Genomic DNA, 16,649 nt, shown 5'->3' with positions numbered 1-16,649 from the left:
TTGTTTTTTTAAACTCTAACTTAAATCGTTATGAAAAAGTATTTGTTATTATTAACCATTGGTATTGTAATTACCTTGGTATCTTGTTCCAGACCAGGCAAAGAAATTGCACAAGCTATGTTAAATTCAACAAAAGATAATACCTCTATCGGAGTAGCTAAATTTTATAGTGAAGCAGGAGGCAAAATTAAGATGGACCTGGAACTTAATTTTCCTGAAAGAGCAGATAGCACTGTCGCAGTTCATTTTCATGAACATGGAGATTGTGGAAATATGGGAGAAAATACACATGGACATTGGAACCCTACCAACGAACCGCACGGTAAATGGGGGAGTGCTGCCTACCATTCGGGTGATATCGGAAATGTCAAATTAGATGCTAAGGGACACGCTACGCTTAGCGTGACTACCGATAGATGGAGTGTAAGGTCTAATGATGTTAAAAATATCATAGGCAGGGGCATTATAGTTCATGGAGGAACTGATGATTATACTACACAGCCAACAGGTAATTCAGGGCCAAGAGTAGGCTGCGGTGTAATTGAAGAAGTAAAATAAACTTAGAAAGAGCTTGTCTGTTATTTATCTTCCATTTTAGGCGAGCTCTTTATGTAATTAGTAGGTGAATGTCATCCTTTTATAAAACTGAAATTAATATGGCAACACTTACTACTCCTCGTAATGGCTGGGCCGTGAAAGGAAAATCAAAAACATTGGCGCCAGGTATAGATCTGACTGCAATGGTAGATTTAGCTTTTTTGCTGATTACATTTTTTATGCTGACAACTTCTTTGAGCAAGATGGGTGCTATGGAAATTGCTAAGCCTATTGATAGTAATGAGCCCATAGATTTGGCAGAATCCAGAACAATGACCATTCTTTTAGCTAAAAACAATCAGGCTGCTTATTATATGGGAGAGACTGGAAAAGCAGTGATGTATCAAACAGATTTATCAGAGATACAAAAACAAATTGCTCACAACAAAAAAGTAGTAGCCGAGAGATATCATAAAGATTCTTCAAAATTTATGATAGTAATTATTAAGCCTACCTCAGGCTCTAATTACAAAAACTTTGTCGATATCATGGATGAAATACACATCGGTTCTGTACAGTCTTATTTTATTGATGATAAGAATATCTCAGAACAGGAAAAAACTTTTATGAAACAGAGAGGGATATTATAAAGGGCGGCTAAAAAGCCGCCCCTTTTAATTAAAAAGTTATTGCTATAGACCAAATGCGGCTTTTACCTGATCAACAAAATCAAGTTTTTCCCAAGTGAACAATTCTACAGTAACTGATTTCTCCTCACCATTTGGCGATTTGAATGTTTTAGTTACAGTTTCAGGTTTACGGCCCATATGGCCATAAGCTGCTGTTTCGCTATAAATAGGATTTCTTAGCTTTAAACGTTGCTCAATGAAATAAGGGCGCATATCAAAAATGCTTTCTACAATTGAAGCAATTTCACCATCAGTTTTATTTACTTTAGCCGTGCCATAAGTATTAACATAAATACCCATTGGTTTTGCCACGCCAATTGCATATGAAACCTGTACCAGAATTTCGTCAGCTACACCTGCCGCAACCAAATTTTTTGCAATATGACGTGTTGCATAGGCCGCACTTCTATCTACTTTACTCGGGTCTTTTCCTGAAAAAGCTCCTCCACCATGAGCTCCTTTACCTCCGTAGGTATCTACAATGATTTTTCTTCCAGTCAAACCCGTATCGCCATGAGGTCCTCCTATTACAAATTTTCCGGTAGGGTTAATATGGTACTGGATTTTGTCGTTAAATAAATGTGCGTATTGAGGATTGTTTTTTATGATACGAGGGATTAAAATGTTAATCAGGTCTTCTTTTATTTTTGCTAACATCTTGTCTTCTGTATCAAAATCATCGTGTTGGGTAGAGATTACAATTGCGTCTATACGTACAGGCTTGTTATTATCATCATATTCTAAGGTTACCTGCGATTTGGCATCAGGGCGTAAATAAGTAATTTCGTTGTTTTCACGACGTAAAACAGCTAATTCCTGTAATAATTTGTGCGAAAGATTTAACGCCAAAGGCATATAATCTTCTGTTTCATTGGTGGCGTAACCAAACATCATACCTTGGTCACCTGCCCCCTGTTCTTCCTTGGTTTTCCTGTCAACGCCTTGATTAATATCCTGAGACTGCTCATGAATGGCCGATAATACGCCACATGAATTGGCTTCAAACATGTATTCACTTTTGGTATAGCCAATTTTTTTAATGACATCTCTGGCAATTTGCTGTACGTCAAGGTAAGTTGTAGACTTTACCTCCCCGGCTAATATAACCTGCCCTGTGGTTACCAAGGTTTCGCAAGCTACTTTCGACTCGCTGTCGAAAGCTAAAAAATTATCAATTAACGCGTCTGAAATTTGATCTGCAATTTTATCAGGATGCCCTTCAGATACAGATTCTGATGTGAATAAATAAGACATTTTAAATCTTCTCTAATGTTAAAAAATATAAAATGTTAGGTGGTAAAGCCCCGAATAAATCGGCCTGTAAAATAAGTGTAGAAAGAATTAGCACTTTTTTTTACGTGGTTGCAATCTTGCTCTTAATTAAGAGTTTAGCAAATCAGTCCACCTTAACGGCACAAAAGTAGTGTAATAAATTTTAATACTCAAAAATTATCAATTATTTTGTCGGCCAAATCCTTATGTCTTTACAAAAGTATAACATTCTGTTTGTGATCAATCCTATTTCCGGCGGAAAAAAGAAGGATCGTATACCTGCTTTAATCAGCAAATATTTAGACAAAGATAAATTTAATGCCTCTTATGTTTTTACTGAAAAAGAAGGCCATGCTACAGAAATAGCTGCTGAAGCCGAAGCCCATAATATGGCTGTTGTGGTAGCTGTAGGAGGCGATGGAACCATAAATGAAATTGCCAGCAGTTTAGTAAATACTAATGTAAATTTAGGGATTATTCCTTTTGGATCCGGTAATGGACTGGCCAGATTTTTGGGTATTCCAATGACCACAAAAGGGGCAGTGAAATACCTTAATTTATTAAACGTACAAGCAATTGATTCTGCCCTATTAAATGAGAAACGCTTTTTTAATATGGCAGGTATGGGTTTTGATGCCCATATCAGTGCTGTTTTTGCCGGAAATAAAAGTCGGGGTTTAAAAAGCTATGTTAAATTGGGTCTTAAAGAAATTACTTCTTATAAGGCACAACGGTATAAACTGGAAATAGATGGGGTGTTCTATGAACGTGATGCATTTGCAATTAGTATAGCCAACTCTTCTCAATATGGTAATAATGTATATATATCACCAAAATCTTCTTTAACAGATGGCTGGTTAGATGTTTGTATCATAAAGCCAATACCTTTGTTTAAATTACCGGTTCTGGCTTATGAAATGATAGCTGCTAAAACTCATAATTCATCTTTAGTGGAGATTATAAGAGGTAAAGAAATTAAAATCATAAGAAATAAACCAGACTCCATCCATCTTGATGGAGAGCCCTTTCAAATGGAAAAGAATATTGATATTAAAATAGAGCCGGCATCGTTAAATATAATTGTTGGAAAACTTTAAACATTAAACCGTGAGTAAGCAGAAAAAAAAGGTCTACAATGATTTTGGTGGAATCATGTTTTCTACAAACCCTGATTTCGAGTTTGCAGAAGAGCAGTTTCAGCAGGAGGAAACCCTACCTAATGCGCAACAGAACTTAAGAATTCTATTAGATAGGAAAAATAGAGCAGGAAAAACAGCTACAGTAATTACCGGATATATAGGTAAAGATGAAGATTTGCAGGTATTGGGTAAAACGTTAAAAACCAGATGTGGTGTAGGAGGAAGTGTGAAAGATAGAGAAATCATTATACAGGGAGATTTCAGAGATAAGATTTTGCAATATCTTACAGACCAAGGTTATAAAGTAAAAAAATCTGGAGGATAATGTGTGTAAATATTTGTTTATTAGGTTTTTAATGAATAGTGTAAAAGCGACAATAAGTAAAAAAATATTTTAAAAAAAAGCGGTTTTCCACACCAGACTATGTAGCTTTGGGCTTTCAAAAAACCAAAAGATATGAACAGTTTAAGTGAACGGAAACTTGATTTGAGCTATCTAAATCTAAAACCCAAGACCGTTAAATACCAGCTAACGGTAGCCCAATTAGTAGAAGAGGCCCTTAAAAATGGTGAAGGGACTTTGGCAGATTCAGGAGCTTTAGCTATTGACACAGGTAAATTTACAGGAAGATCACCAAAAGATCGGTTTGTTGTTGCCGATGCATTAACAGAGGATACTGTATGGTGGGGAGACATCAACATTAAGATATCTCAGGAACATTTTGAGGGGTTATACCAAAAAATGCTTCAATTTATTGCACAAAAAGAAGTATACGTAAGAGATGCATACGCTTGTGCCAATGAAGATTACAAAACTACAATCAGAGTTGTTACCGAGCATGCCTTTCAAAACCTGTTTGCCAATAATCTGTTTTTAAGATATGAATCTGGAGAACTTCCAGCTCAGCCTGAATGGACTATTATAGCCATGCCGTCTTTTATGGCTAATCCCGAAGTAGACGGAACAAGGCAGTCAAACTTTTCTATCTTAAACTTTTCAAAAAAGATTATCCTGATAGGAGGTACAGCCTATACCGGAGAAATAAAGAAAGGTATTTTTTCTGTGCTAAATTATATATTACCTACCCAAAGAAATACACTTTCAATGCATTGTTCTGCTAATGTTGGCATGGATGGAGATACTGCAATTTTCTTCGGTTTATCAGGAACAGGTAAAACCACGCTTTCAGCAGATCCTAACAGACCTCTCATTGGGGATGATGAGCATGGATGGGGTGAAAACGGAGTGTTTAATTTTGAAGGAGGCTGTTATGCAAAATGTGTTGATTTAACAGCAGAAAAAGAGCCTCAGATTTTTAACGCAATTAAATTTGGCGCATTATTAGAAAACATCAATTATTTTGAAAATACCCGTACGGTAGATTTTTCTAATATTGAAAAAACCGAGAATACTCGTGTGGCTTACCCATTAAATCATATCGAGAACGCCATTATTCCATCTGTAGGGCCTATTCCTAAAAATATATTTTTCTTAACGGCAGATGCTTTTGGCGTATTGCCACCTATATCGAGACTAACACCCGGACAGGCTATGTTCCATTTTATTTCGGGCTATACCGCAAAAGTTGCCGGAACAGAAGCAGGTGTTACAGAGCCTCAGCTAACATTCTCTGCCTGCTTTGGAAAAGCATTTTTGCCTTTGCACCCGGCGCAATATGCCCAGCTCTTAGGAGAAAAAATGAAAAAACACCAAGTGAATGTATGGCTGATCAATACGGGATGGAGTGGAGGCCCTTATGGAGTTGGTGAACGTATAAAGCTTAAATATACGAGAGCTATGATAACAGCAGCGTTAAAAGGTAATTTGAATGATCAGAAATTTGTTGAACATCCAGTATTTGGCTTAGCAATGCCTATCAGCTGTCCTGAGGTACCACATGAAGTTTTAAATCCAAGAAATACTTGGGCTAATGCAGAAGCCTATGATGCAAAAGCAATAGAACTGGCAGAAGCCTTTGTAAATAACTTTAAACAATTTAGTGATTTGGCGGATGAGGAAATACTTAGCGGTATGCCAAAAGTTGCCCAAAACATAAATTGAGTATGTTTTTTTGCTTAAAAATTTGCATTTAAATAAAATTTTGTCTTTAATTGCGAAAGATTGTCTCAAACGGGGCAATCTTTTTTAATTAAAGTGGATTTAAGTGGTCATCGGGTAATGTAAAGAAATGATTGCGCAAGTAATATTTAATTTGATTTTTGAATCAAAATTATAAATTTGCTTCTGCAACGTTATTTTGCAGCTTTGTGTACACACAAAATTGAGTTATTAATTATTTAAAAATTAAAAAAACAAGTACTAAAACTAAAAATTAAAAAAATGGCAAACGCACCAAAACCAACACCTGCTAAGAAAGAGAGCAGTGCAACAGCATCTAATTTATTTGCTACGCTTGTAATTCCTATTTGTTTAATAATCGGTATTGCATTATTTATTTTCGTATTGGGTAAACCAAGTAACTTTAACATCCCTGAAGATGTTGCTAAAAATAACAGCCCGTTGTCTTTAGCGTTTTATAACGATGATACCCACAGCTTTTTACCACATCCAGGAAACTACGGCGGTATGGCGTTTAAAGGTGGTTTTATCGTGCCTATCTTAATGGGTATGCTTTTAATGGTATTTGTGTTCTCAATTGAGCGCTTAATCGTAATTGGTAAAGCAACAGGTAAAGGTAGTTTAGAATCGTTCATCAAAAAAATCCAGTCTTTATTAAGCTCAGGTAACATCCAGGCTGCAGTTGCAGAATGCGATAAACAACAAGGGTCTGTAGCTAACGTAATCAAATCTGGCTTAAAAAAATATAGCGAAGTAGAAGCAGATACAAACTTAGATGTTGAACAATCTGTTGTAGCTATCCAAAAAGATATCGAAGAAGCTACTTCTTTAGAAATGCCAATGTTAGAGCAAAACTTAACAATCATTGCTACTTTGGTTTCTGTAGGTACGTTAATGGGTCTATTAGGTACGGTAACAGGTATGATTAAGGCATTTGGTGGTTTAGCTAATTCAGGAGCACCAGATCAGGCGGCTTTAGCAACAGGTATCTCTGAAGCGCTTATCAATACTGCTACAGGTATCAGTACTTCAACATTAGCTATTATCATGTATAACATCTTAACTTCTAAAATAGATAAATTAACTTATGCTATTGACGAAGCAGGATTTAGCATCATCCAAACTTACGCTAGTACACATAAATAAAAATTATTTTAATTTTTTTTGCCGGCTTTATGGAAAACCGGAAATGAAATCATCATTAGTTAAAAAATTATAATTTTTATATTATGCCTAGAGTAAAAGTTCCAAGAAAGAGTACAGCAGTAGATATGACCGCAATGTGCGATGTTGCATTCTTATTGTTAACTTTCTTTATCTTAACGGCAACAGCTCGTCAACCCGATCCATTAGATATCACTACGCCTTCATCAACGGTGCAGTTTAAAGTGCCGGATAAAGACATCGCGATTGTAAGTATCGGTAAAGGAAAAGTTTTCCTTGAGATTGTTGGCCAGGATGTAAAGAAGTTAACTTTACAGAAAATGGGCAGCTTGTACAATGTGCCATTCACTGAAGAAGAAGCAAAACGCTTTTCTGTAGTATCTTCATTTGGTGTTCCATTCGGAAACTTGAAAAAGTTTTTAGCAATGAACAGCCAGGAGAGAGAGAAATCAGGCATTCAGGCGGGTATTCCTAATGACTCTACCGTTAATAATGAATTGTTTGAATGGATCAAGCAAGCACGTTTCGCTACCGCAGAATTACATGGGGTAGATATGCGTATCAGTATAAAAGGAAATGCCAACGAAGAATATCCTGCAATCAGAAAGGTTGTTGATTTACTTCAGAAACAAAAAATAAATAAGTTTAGTTTAATTACATCAGCCGAAGCAGGCGGTGCTAACTAAGAAATAATATGGCAGAATTAGACACCTCCGGCGGAGGCAAAAATAAAGGTGGTAAAGTAAGAAGTAAGAAACAATCTACCAAGGTTGATTTAACAGCGATGGTGGATTTAGCTTTCCTTTTAATTACTTTCTTCATGCTAACCACATCTTTATCTAAACCTTCGGCAATGGATATAGCCAAGCCGGATAAAGATCCAAAAGATGAAAATAAACTGGAATTGAGACAGTCGCAAACCATGACTATATTATTAGGTAAAAATGACCGCATTGCTTGGTACATGGGAGAGGCTGGTAAATCAGCTCCAACTATTGAAGGTTTTAATGACATCCAATCTTCTTTATTAAAAAATAAGAAAGAGGTAAAAGAGAAAACCGGAAAAGATATTATTGTTATTATTAAACCAACAGATGCATCTACATATAAAAACTTTGTAGATATCATGGATGAGTTAAGTATAACCAAAACAAATATCAACGCACCGGCTATTGATGATGATCCTAAACATCTTTTAGATAGCGAGAAAGAGTTTATGAAATCTAAAGGGATTTTATAAATAAGTATAAACAGATAAAAATATTAAGCAATGTCTAAAATAGATTTATTCAGTAAAGAATGGCTTGATGTTGTTTTCGAGAAAAAAAACAAGGCTTACGGCGCTTATGAGTTACGTCAGTCTAATGCTTGGAATACAACTAAGTCATTGTTTATAGCTTCGGCGATTTTCATTCTTCTATTTTTGGCGCCTAAGATTTATGCCTTATTAAAAGGCTTAGCTCCAGAACCGCCACAAGAGAAAATGACTGAGGTAGTGATATCAACACCTCCGCCAATTAACCCGGAAGTGAAAACACCTCCGCCGGTTGAGCCGCCACCACCAAAGCAGGATCAGGTTAAGTTTCCTCCTCCGGTTGTTAAACCAGACAATTTAGTACGCGATGAGGAACCACCTAAAGCTGAGGATTTGAAAAAAGCAGATCCAGGACAAAAAACAATTGAAGGTGACCCAAGTGCTGATATTGTTCAGATTGCTCCTGTTGGAGAAGGACCTAAGCAAGCGCAAGTTGTAGAGGATAATACCGTATATAACTTCGTAAGTATGGAAAATCCACCAACATTCCCTGGGGGTATTGAAAAGTTCTATGACTTTTTAGGTAAGAATATCAAATATCCTCCAATGGCTGCTGAGAATAATGTTCAAGGTAGTGTGTTTCTTTCGTTCACTGTTGAAAAAGATGGTTCTTTGACAGATATTAAAGTAGAAAGAAAACTTGGCTATGGTACAGACGAAGAAGCAGTTCGTGTATTAAAGTTAAGTAAACGTTGGAATCCAGGTATGCAGAACGGTAAACCAGTTCGTGTAAAATACAACATTCCAATTAAATTTAGCTTACAGTAACCGTAAAGCATGTTTAATTTTAATAATTCAAGACAGAAATCGCCTCAAAAGCGATTTCTGTTTATTTTAGGCCTTGCCATGATGGTAATATATTTTGGCATAAGTATCGTAATACTTTTTTTTAACGAGGCCCTTTCATTAGATCCTGAACGCTTTCCACGCAATTATCAGATCGCATTTGGCGTTTTATTAATCGTCTATGCCGCGTTCAGATTTTATAGGATCCTAAAAGACAATAACGAGAACGAATGAGGATTTTGAATTTTAGTCTGGTTATATTGTTGCTGTTCGCCGCCTCCTGCAATCGCAAACCTAAAACCGTTAAAACTAAAGAAACCAGAACTTCTGGTCATACCACATTGTTGGTAGATGAATCTTTTTCAAGAATACTAGATGACCAGATTAATGTATTTAATAGCGATTACCCGGATGCGAGCATTAAGGTAATACCAGGTAATGAAAATAAGATTATTCCGAGGTTCTTGAACGGAGAAGTAGATATGTTAATCGCTTCGAGGATGTTGAAACCTTCGGAATTGAGCTATTACCGGAGAAAGCAAATACCGGTATATACAGACCGGTTTGCCATTGATGGTATAGCACTTATTACCAATTCTACCGACAGAGATTCAACCATAACTGTAGCTGATGTTCTTGACTTGATTAAAGGCACTTCAAAATCTAATAAAAAATTGGTTTTTGATAATGCTTATTCAAGCACTTTAAGATATTTTGTAGACTCTGCTAAGGTAACAGCTTTACCAAAACAGGGTGTATATACACTAGAAACCAATAATGACGTTATCAAATATGTGGCAGAACACAATGACTTTATCGGCGTGTTAGGTGTAAATTGGTTGTTAGAAAGTAACAAAAGTGTTGCTTCTTATTTGCCCAAAATTAAAACACTGGCTGTGAAGAACCTGCCAGGTAAAAAAGGAGATGATAATTTTTATAAACCTACTCAAGAAAACCTAATTAATGGCAAATATCCCTTTTTAAGAAATATTTATGTTATTAACGGAGAGGGAAGAAGTGGTTTAGGCACGGGATTTGCAAATTGGTTAGCTAGTCCCCGCGGACAGCTTATTGTGTTGAGATCTGGATTAGGTCCACATAAAATTATGCCAAGAGAATTTAATTTGAAATCGAAGAACTAAAAAAAAATTATTAAACTTGAGAAAATAAATTAACTGTAAAGAAATCACATACATGCAGTAAAACTTATCTCAAAATTAACTAATAGAAAACAATGAAAATGATTAAGAAAACAGCAGCCCTTGTATTAGGGTTAGTATTGATGGGTGGAGCTGCCTCATTTGCTCAGAGTTTAGCCGATGCGAAAAAAGCTATTGATGCAGAACAGTATCAAAAAGCAACTTCTATGCTTAAAACATTAGTTGCGAACCAAGCTAAATCAGGAGATAACTATTATAATCTTGGTCGCGTTTATTTATTAACAGATGATGTTGACTCGGCTAAAATCGTATTTAATAATGGTGTAACGGCCGATGCTAAAAATCCATTGAACTATGTAGGCTTAGGACAGACTGATTTGATGCAGAATAATGTGGCAGGAGCCAAAGCTAATTTTGATAAAGCAATACAATTAGGATCTAAAAATTATTTAACCTATTTAGCTATAGGAAGAGCGTATATTGATCAAAAAAATCCTGATTATGTATCTGCATTGCCTAATTTGCAAAAAGCAGATGAATTAGATTCTAAAGATAAAGATGCTGATGTATTTCTTGCGTTAGCAGATTACTGGGCTCAACAAAAGAAAAATACTGAGGCATATCCTCAATATTTAAGAGCTTTGGATATTAATCCGGCTTTATCTCGTGCTAACGTACAGATCGGAAAAATGTATAAAGAGGCTTATGCTTTCCCAGAATCAGAGACAGCGTTAAAAAAAGTAGTAGAGGCTGATCCTAACTATGGTCCTGCTTATCGTGAATTAGCAGAGCTTTATTTGCAATGGTCTTATTCAGATCCTAAAAACGGAGCTGCAAAACGTAATGAAGCATTAGAGAATTACAGAAAATATCTTGATTTAACAGATAAATCTTTTGAATCTCGTTTGCGTTATGCTCAGTTTTTAGTTTATGCAGATGATTTTGCAACATTAGAAAAAGAAGTAGCAACATTACAGGCGCCAGATGCGAATAACCCTAAAACTTTTGTGGTTACAAGGATGAGAGGCTATTCTGCCATAGAGAATAAAAACTATGAGCAAGGTATAAAATACATGAATGAGCTGTTTAACAGAAAACAAGATGCATCACGTATCTTAGGTTCAGACTATTTATACTTAGGTAAAGCAGAACAGGCAATTGGGCAAGATAGTTTAGCATTCATAAATATTACCAAAGCAGTAGAATTAGATTCTACTAAATATGAGGCATTAGCTGATTTAGGTAAAAAATATTTTGATAATAAAAACTATAAAAAAGCTGCAGATGCTTATAGAATTCTTACAAAAGCCAACAGTAAGAACCCTAACTTAGCAATGGCTTATTTCTTCTTGGGTTACTCAGATTATTTTGATTACGCTTTTGCTGATCAGGCGCATAAAAATCCAAGTAGAGATTTATTAGTAGAAGCTGATGCGGCTTATGCAAAAGTTATTGAAATGGCTCCTGATTATGAAAGTACATATATTCAGAGAGCTCGTGTAAATAAATTATTAGACATCAAAGATAATGGTGAAAACCAAAAAGGATTAGCTATTCCTTTCTATGAGAAATTTGTAGAATTAGTAACTGTAACTAAACCTGAAAAAGCTGCTCAAAATAGCAGAAACTTGATTGATGCATATAACAACATCGGACAGTTTTATGCAAATACGGATAAAGAAAAAGCTAAAGAATACTTTAACAAAACTTTAGCATTAGATCCACAAAATAGCTATGCAACAGAGAGTTTAAAAGCGTTATCTCCTGCACCAGCACCAGCTAAGAAAACCCCGATTAAAAAGTAATTTTAAAATAAGGATAAAGAAGGCAGGGTTTGTAATCCTGCCTTTTTCTTTTAAATTTGCCACAAACTAAATTTAATATGGCAGCACAGAGTACAGCTCAAGATTTTATACCTATTATATTTCAGGTTATTGTTGCATTAGGATTTGTTGTAGTTACCCTTGTGGCAACCCACTTTTTAGGTCCTAAGCGTAAAACAAGCGATAAACTTACCCCTTTCGAATCGGGTATTAAAGTAGTGGGAAATGCACGTCAACCTTTTTCCATTAAGTATTTCTTAGTGGCAATTTTATTCGTGCTTTTTGATGTAGAGGTCATATTTATGTATCCATGGGCTGTGAATTTTAGGGAGCTTGGCTGGAATGGGGTTATAGAAATGTTTATTTTTATGGCTACCTTACTATTAGGCTTTATTTATATTCTCAAAAAGAAAGCTTTAGACTGGAATTAAGCAGGTTATTTAGATTGTTTCTAAATGATGTTCGTGTAATTCATTTGGAGCTAAATATTGTAAATTTGTTGCTTATCCGAGCCAGCTTGGGTAAGCATTTTTGTTTAAAACATGAGTGAAATTAAGATAGTTGAAGCCCCTCCGGGTATTGAAGGCTCAGGCTTTTTTGCCACCTCTTTAGATAAGGTGATTGGTTTGGCCCGTTCACATTCGTTATGGCCCTTGCCATTTGCAACTTCATGTTGTGGTATAGAGTTTATGGCAACAATGGGCTCTCATTATGATTTTGGCCGTTTTGGAGCAGAACGATTAAGCTTTTCGCCTCGTCAGGCAGATGTTTTAATGGTAATGGGAACTATTGCTAAGAAAATGGGCCCGGTATTAAAACAGGTTTACCTTCAAATGGCAGAGCCACGTTGGGTAATGGCTGTAGGTGCATGTGCGTCAAGTGGAGGTATTTTTGATACCTATTCGGTTTTACAGGGGATTGATGAAATTATTCCTGTTGATGTGTATGTTCCAGGTTGTCCGCCCAGGCCAGAAGCTATTTTAGATGGATTTACCAAGATACAGGAGCTGGTAAAAAACGAATCAGGTAGAAGAAGATATTCTCCTCAATATAAAGAAATGTTAGCTGGATACGGAATACAATAATGGCTAAAGCAACAAATACAGAATTAATCGATTTGCTTGGAGAGAAATTTGGCGATCAACTTTTTGATGTGTCAGAGCCTTATGGCTTACTAACTTTCTCTACAACTAAAGATAGAATAATAGATGTTTTAACCTTTTTAAAGGAAAACACCACCATAAATTTTAACTTTTTAACAGACATAACGGCAGTACATTATCCTGAGAAGGAGCAGATTGCGGTAGTTTATCATCTGCATAGCATGGTAAGTGGGATAAGGTTAAGAGTAAAGGTTTTTATTCATGAAAATGATCCTCGTATTGCCAGTGCCACTGTTCTTTGGAATTCTGCAAACTGGATGGAAAGAGAAACATATGACTTTTTCGGGGTAAAATTTGAAGGTCATCCTGATTTGAGAAGAATTCTGAATATGGATGATTTAAATGTGCATCCAATGTTAAAACAATATCCTTTGGAAGATCCTAACCGGGTAGATAAAAAGGATGAATTTTTTGGTAGATAGCAAATGAAACATAATAATCAACCGGTTTTCACAGACAACGATCCGCAAAGTGAATTGGTAACCCTAAATTTGGGCCCCACACACCCTGCAACACATGGTGTGTTTCAAAACGTAGTTCAGTTGGATGGAGAGCGCATTGTGAGTGGCGTTTCTACCATAGGCTATATTCACAGAGCATTTGAAAAAATTGCAGAACATAGGCCTTTTTATCAGATAACACCACTTACTGATCGACTAAATTATTGTTCGTCGCCTATCAATAATATGGGCTGGCATATGACAGTTGAAAAACTGTTAAACATTAAAACACCAAAAAGAGTAGATTACCTGAGAGTGATTATCATGGAGTTATCACGTATTGCAGATCATATCATCTGTAATACCATCATAGCTCAAGATACAGGTGCAACAACGCCTTTCTTATATTTCTTCCAGTTCAGAGAGCATATTTATGAAATTTTTGAAGAAATATGCGGTGCTCGCTTAACTACTAATATTGGGCGAATTGGAGGATTAGAAAGAGATTTTAATGACGCTGCATTTGCTAAGATCCACAAATTTGTAGCTGATTTTCCAAAAGCATTACGTGAGTTTGAAAGTCTTTTAAATCGCAACCGTATTTTTATAGACCGTACAGCAGGTGTGGCTGAGGTTACACAAGAAACGGCATTAAGTTATGGATGGACAGGCCCCTTATTAAGATCTACAGGTGTTGATTATGATGTGCGTATAAGCGAACCTTACTCATCGTATGAAGATTTTAATTTTGAAATTCCGGTAGGAACCAGTGGCGATATTTACGATAGGTATTTGGTTAGAAATGAGGAAATGTGGCAGAGCCATAGCCTTATTCAGCAGGCTTTAGAAAAGATTAAATCAGAACCTAAGGGTATTTTCCATGCAGATGTACCAGATTTTTATCTGCCCGGAAAAGAAGAAGTTTATAATAATATGGAAGCATTAATTTATCACTTTAAGATTGTGATGGGAGAAATTGATGCGCCAAAAGCAGAGGTTTATCATGCCGTTGAAGGTGGAAATGGAGAATTAGGTTTTTACCTGATAAATGATGGTGGAAGGAGTCCTTACCGTTTACATTTTAGAAGACCGAGCTTTATTAATTATTCTATGTTTGCAAAAATGAGCGAAGGAATGTTATTATCAGATGCCATTATAAACATGAGTAGTATGAACATTATTGCAGGAGAATTAGATGCTTAAAGTAGAAGAAACACAACCTGTAGAATTTTCATCAGCTTTAATAGCAAAGTTTGATGAAGTTGTAAAACGTTATCCGGAAGGCAGACAAAAATCGGCTTTGCTACCTATTTTGCATTTGGTACAGGCAGAATATGGCTGGACAAGTGTGCCGGCAATGAATAAAGTCGCAGAATACCTCAGCATACAGCCCATTGAAGTTTATGAAGTGGCATCTTTTTACACGATGTACTTCTTAGCGCCTAAAGGAAAGTATGTTCTGGAGGTTTGCAGAACCGGACCTTGCTGTTTGGTAGGTGCCGAGAAAATTATGCAGCATATAGAAAATAAACTGGGCGTTAAAGAAGGAGAGATTACGGCTGATGGTATGTTTAGTTGGAGGGGTGTGGAGTGCTTAGCCGCATGTGGTTTTGGACCGGTTTTACAGATCGGACCTGAATATACATTTTATGAAAATTTAACTGAGCAATCAGTTGATCAATTAATAGACGATTTACGTAAAAAATAATGGCACGCAAACTATTATTAGAACATATAAACGTACCAGGTATTCACACGCTTGAAGTATATCGTCAAAAAGGCGGATACCGGGCGGTAGAGAAAGCACTTAAAACCATGACACCTGATGATGTGGTAGAAGAGGTAAAAAAATCTGGTTTGAGAGGTCGTGGTGGCGCAGGTTTCCCTACAGGAATGAAATGGAGCTTTTTGGCTAAGCCAGAAGGTGTACCCCGTTATTTGGTTTGTAATGGAGATGAATCTGAACCAGGCACTTTTAAAGATCGGTTTTTGATGACACATATTCCTCATGCTTTAATTGAGGGGATGATTGTGTCTAGCTACGCTTTAGGAGCAAATACTTCTTATATCTACGTAAGGGGTGAAATGATGCCTCAGATAAGAATATTAGAAAAAGCTATTGAAGAGGCTAAAGCAGCAGGATTATTAGGTGAAAATATTTTAGGTACCGGTTACAATCTTGAATTATATGTTCAGCCAGGTGGCGGTGCCTATATCTGTGGAGAAGAAACTGCACTTTTAGAATCGTTGGAAGGGAAAAGAGGAAATCCTCGTATTAAACCTCCATTCCCAGCTATTGCAGGTTTATATGGCTGTCCAACTGTGGTAAACAACGTAGAGTCTATTGCCGCCACTGTTCCAATTATTAACGATGGTGGTGATGAATATGCTAAAATAGGCATAGGAAGAAGTACAGGAACAAAACTGATATCTGCTTCAGGTAATTTAGTGAAACCTGGAGTATATGAAATAGAATTAGGCTTACCGGTAGAAGAATTTATTTACTCGGATGAATATTGTGGTGGTATAGCAAATGGAAAAAGGCTGAAAGCTACTGTAGCGGGAGGTTCATCGGTTCCGATCTTGCCGGCAAACTTAACTCTTAAACTGGCCAATGGTGAGCCTCGTTTGATGAGTTATGAATCTTTATCAGAAGGAGGTTTTGCAACTGGAACTATGTTAGGTTCAGGAGGATTTATCGCTTTTGATGAAGACCAGTGTATCGTAAGAAATACCTGGAATTTTTCACGTTTTTATCATCATGAAAGCTGTGGTCAATGTTCGCCATGTAGAGAAGGAACCGGTTGGTTAGAGAAAATTCTTCATAAAATAGAATATGGTCATGGTACTATGGATGATATTGATTTGTTGTGGGATGTTCAGCGTAAGATAGAAGGAAATACGATTTGTCCGTTAGGTGATGCGGCTGCATGGCCTGTTGCCGCTGCCATTCGTCATTTTAGAGATGAATTTGAATGGCATATAAAAGAGCCTATAAAAAGCCAAACCAGCAATTACGGATTAGCTGATTATGCAAATCCGATTGAAAAAAAAGTAGAAGTAAAACAGGATAATCTTTAA

19 protein-coding genes are annotated in these 16,649 nt (G+C 36.4%); 18 read left to right on the top strand and 1 reads right to left on the bottom strand.

All coding sequences use genetic code 11. The features are described from left to right. Nucleotides 1–30: 30 nt before the first annotated feature. Entirely contained in the window at nucleotides 31–558 is a 528-nt protein-coding gene (locus tag ACLHG9_RS07660; RefSeq protein ID WP_410220908.1) for a superoxide dismutase family protein, read from the top strand. 98 nt (nucleotides 559–656) lie between these two features. Further along, the gene (locus ACLHG9_RS07655) at nucleotides 657–1,187 is read left to right on the top strand and encodes an ExbD/TolR family protein (RefSeq protein WP_410220907.1); all 531 of its coding nucleotides are present in this window, start codon (nucleotides 657–659) and stop codon (nucleotides 1,185–1,187) included. 42 nt (nucleotides 1,188–1,229) lie between these two features. Here ACLHG9_RS07655 and metK read toward each other — a convergent pair whose 3' ends face one another. Continuing rightward, nucleotides 1,230–2,480: a methionine adenosyltransferase gene (gene metK, locus ACLHG9_RS07650; RefSeq protein WP_410220906.1), complete on the bottom strand. Its 1,251-nt coding sequence runs from the start codon at nucleotides 2,478–2,480 to the stop codon at nucleotides 1,230–1,232. Between the two features lie 224 nt (nucleotides 2,481–2,704). Between metK and ACLHG9_RS07645 the strand changes: the two genes are divergently transcribed. The 16 genes from ACLHG9_RS07645 (at nucleotide 2,705) to nuoF (ending at nucleotide 16,649) form a co-directional block, all read left to right on the top strand. After that, entirely contained in the window at nucleotides 2,705–3,595 is an 891-nt protein-coding gene (locus ACLHG9_RS07645) for a diacylglycerol/lipid kinase family protein (RefSeq protein ID WP_410220905.1), read from the top strand. Nucleotides 3,596–3,605: 10 nt separating this feature from the next. Further along, nucleotides 3,606–3,962, top strand: coding sequence for a translation initiation factor (locus tag ACLHG9_RS07640; RefSeq protein ID WP_410220904.1), 357 nt, complete (start codon nucleotides 3,606–3,608; stop codon nucleotides 3,960–3,962). A gap of 132 nt (nucleotides 3,963–4,094) precedes the next feature. Next, nucleotides 4,095–5,699, top strand: coding sequence for a phosphoenolpyruvate carboxykinase (ATP) (gene pckA, locus ACLHG9_RS07635; RefSeq protein WP_410220903.1), 1,605 nt, complete (start codon nucleotides 4,095–4,097; stop codon nucleotides 5,697–5,699). Nucleotides 5,700–5,978: 279 nt separating this feature from the next. Next, nucleotides 5,979–6,863 carry a MotA/TolQ/ExbB proton channel family protein gene (locus ACLHG9_RS07630; RefSeq protein WP_410220902.1) on the top strand — a complete coding sequence of 295 codons (885 nt, stop codon included), beginning with the start codon at nucleotides 5,979–5,981 and terminating at the stop codon, nucleotides 6,861–6,863. A gap of 83 nt (nucleotides 6,864–6,946) precedes the next feature. Continuing rightward, nucleotides 6,947–7,567 carry an ExbD/TolR family protein gene (locus tag ACLHG9_RS07625; protein WP_410220901.1) on the top strand — a complete coding sequence of 207 codons (621 nt, stop codon included), beginning with the start codon at nucleotides 6,947–6,949 and terminating at the stop codon, nucleotides 7,565–7,567. An 8-nt stretch (nucleotides 7,568–7,575) separates the two neighbouring features. After that, entirely contained in the window at nucleotides 7,576–8,121 is a 546-nt protein-coding gene (locus tag ACLHG9_RS07620) for an ExbD/TolR family protein (protein ID WP_410220900.1), read from the top strand. Nucleotides 8,122–8,151: 30 nt separating this feature from the next. Beyond that, a complete protein-coding gene (locus tag ACLHG9_RS07615) occupies nucleotides 8,152–8,964 on the top strand; it encodes an energy transducer TonB (RefSeq protein WP_410220899.1) in 813 nt (270 codons plus the stop codon). 9 nt (nucleotides 8,965–8,973) lie between these two features. Beyond that, nucleotides 8,974–9,216 (top strand): hypothetical protein, encoded by a 243-nt coding sequence (locus ACLHG9_RS07610; RefSeq protein ID WP_410220898.1) that lies wholly within the window; start codon nucleotides 8,974–8,976, stop codon nucleotides 9,214–9,216. After that, the gene (locus tag ACLHG9_RS07605) at nucleotides 9,213–10,124 is read left to right on the top strand and encodes a PstS family phosphate ABC transporter substrate-binding protein (RefSeq protein ID WP_410220897.1); all 912 of its coding nucleotides are present in this window, start codon (nucleotides 9,213–9,215) and stop codon (nucleotides 10,122–10,124) included. The genes ACLHG9_RS07610 and ACLHG9_RS07605 overlap by 4 nt, the downstream gene beginning before the upstream one ends. 92 nt (nucleotides 10,125–10,216) lie before the next feature. Next, a complete protein-coding gene (locus ACLHG9_RS07600) occupies nucleotides 10,217–11,947 on the top strand; it encodes a hypothetical protein (protein WP_410220896.1) in 1,731 nt (576 codons plus the stop codon). A 77-nt stretch (nucleotides 11,948–12,024) separates the two neighbouring features. Then, nucleotides 12,025–12,396, top strand: a complete 372-nt coding sequence (locus ACLHG9_RS07595; RefSeq protein WP_410220895.1) for an NADH-quinone oxidoreductase subunit A — start codon at nucleotides 12,025–12,027, stop codon at nucleotides 12,394–12,396. 111 nt (nucleotides 12,397–12,507) lie between these two features. After that, nucleotides 12,508–13,050 (top strand): NADH-quinone oxidoreductase subunit B, encoded by a 543-nt coding sequence (locus ACLHG9_RS07590; protein ID WP_410220894.1) that lies wholly within the window; start codon nucleotides 12,508–12,510, stop codon nucleotides 13,048–13,050. Further along, entirely contained in the window at nucleotides 13,050–13,550 is a 501-nt protein-coding gene (locus tag ACLHG9_RS07585; protein ID WP_410220893.1) for an NADH-quinone oxidoreductase subunit C, read from the top strand. The genes ACLHG9_RS07590 and ACLHG9_RS07585 overlap by 1 nt, the downstream gene beginning before the upstream one ends. A 3-nt stretch (nucleotides 13,551–13,553) precedes the next feature. Further along, entirely contained in the window at nucleotides 13,554–14,771 is a 1,218-nt protein-coding gene (locus tag ACLHG9_RS07580; RefSeq protein ID WP_410220892.1) for an NADH-quinone oxidoreductase subunit D, read from the top strand. Further along, nucleotides 14,764–15,276 (top strand): NADH-quinone oxidoreductase subunit NuoE, encoded by a 513-nt coding sequence (nuoE, locus tag ACLHG9_RS07575; protein ID WP_410220891.1) that lies wholly within the window; start codon nucleotides 14,764–14,766, stop codon nucleotides 15,274–15,276. The genes ACLHG9_RS07580 and nuoE overlap by 8 nt, the downstream gene beginning before the upstream one ends. Then, nucleotides 15,276–16,649: an NADH-quinone oxidoreductase subunit NuoF gene (gene nuoF / locus ACLHG9_RS07570; RefSeq protein WP_410220890.1), complete on the top strand. Its 1,374-nt coding sequence runs from the start codon at nucleotides 15,276–15,278 to the stop codon at nucleotides 16,647–16,649. The genes nuoE and nuoF overlap by 1 nt, the downstream gene beginning before the upstream one ends.

The sequence above is a fragment of the Pedobacter sp. genome (genome assembly GCF_046462515.1).
GTDB lineage: Bacteria > Bacteroidota > Bacteroidia > Sphingobacteriales > Sphingobacteriaceae > Pedobacter.
Note: the sequence above shows the minus strand (reverse complement) of the source record. Positions and strands in the feature narration are given on the sequence as shown.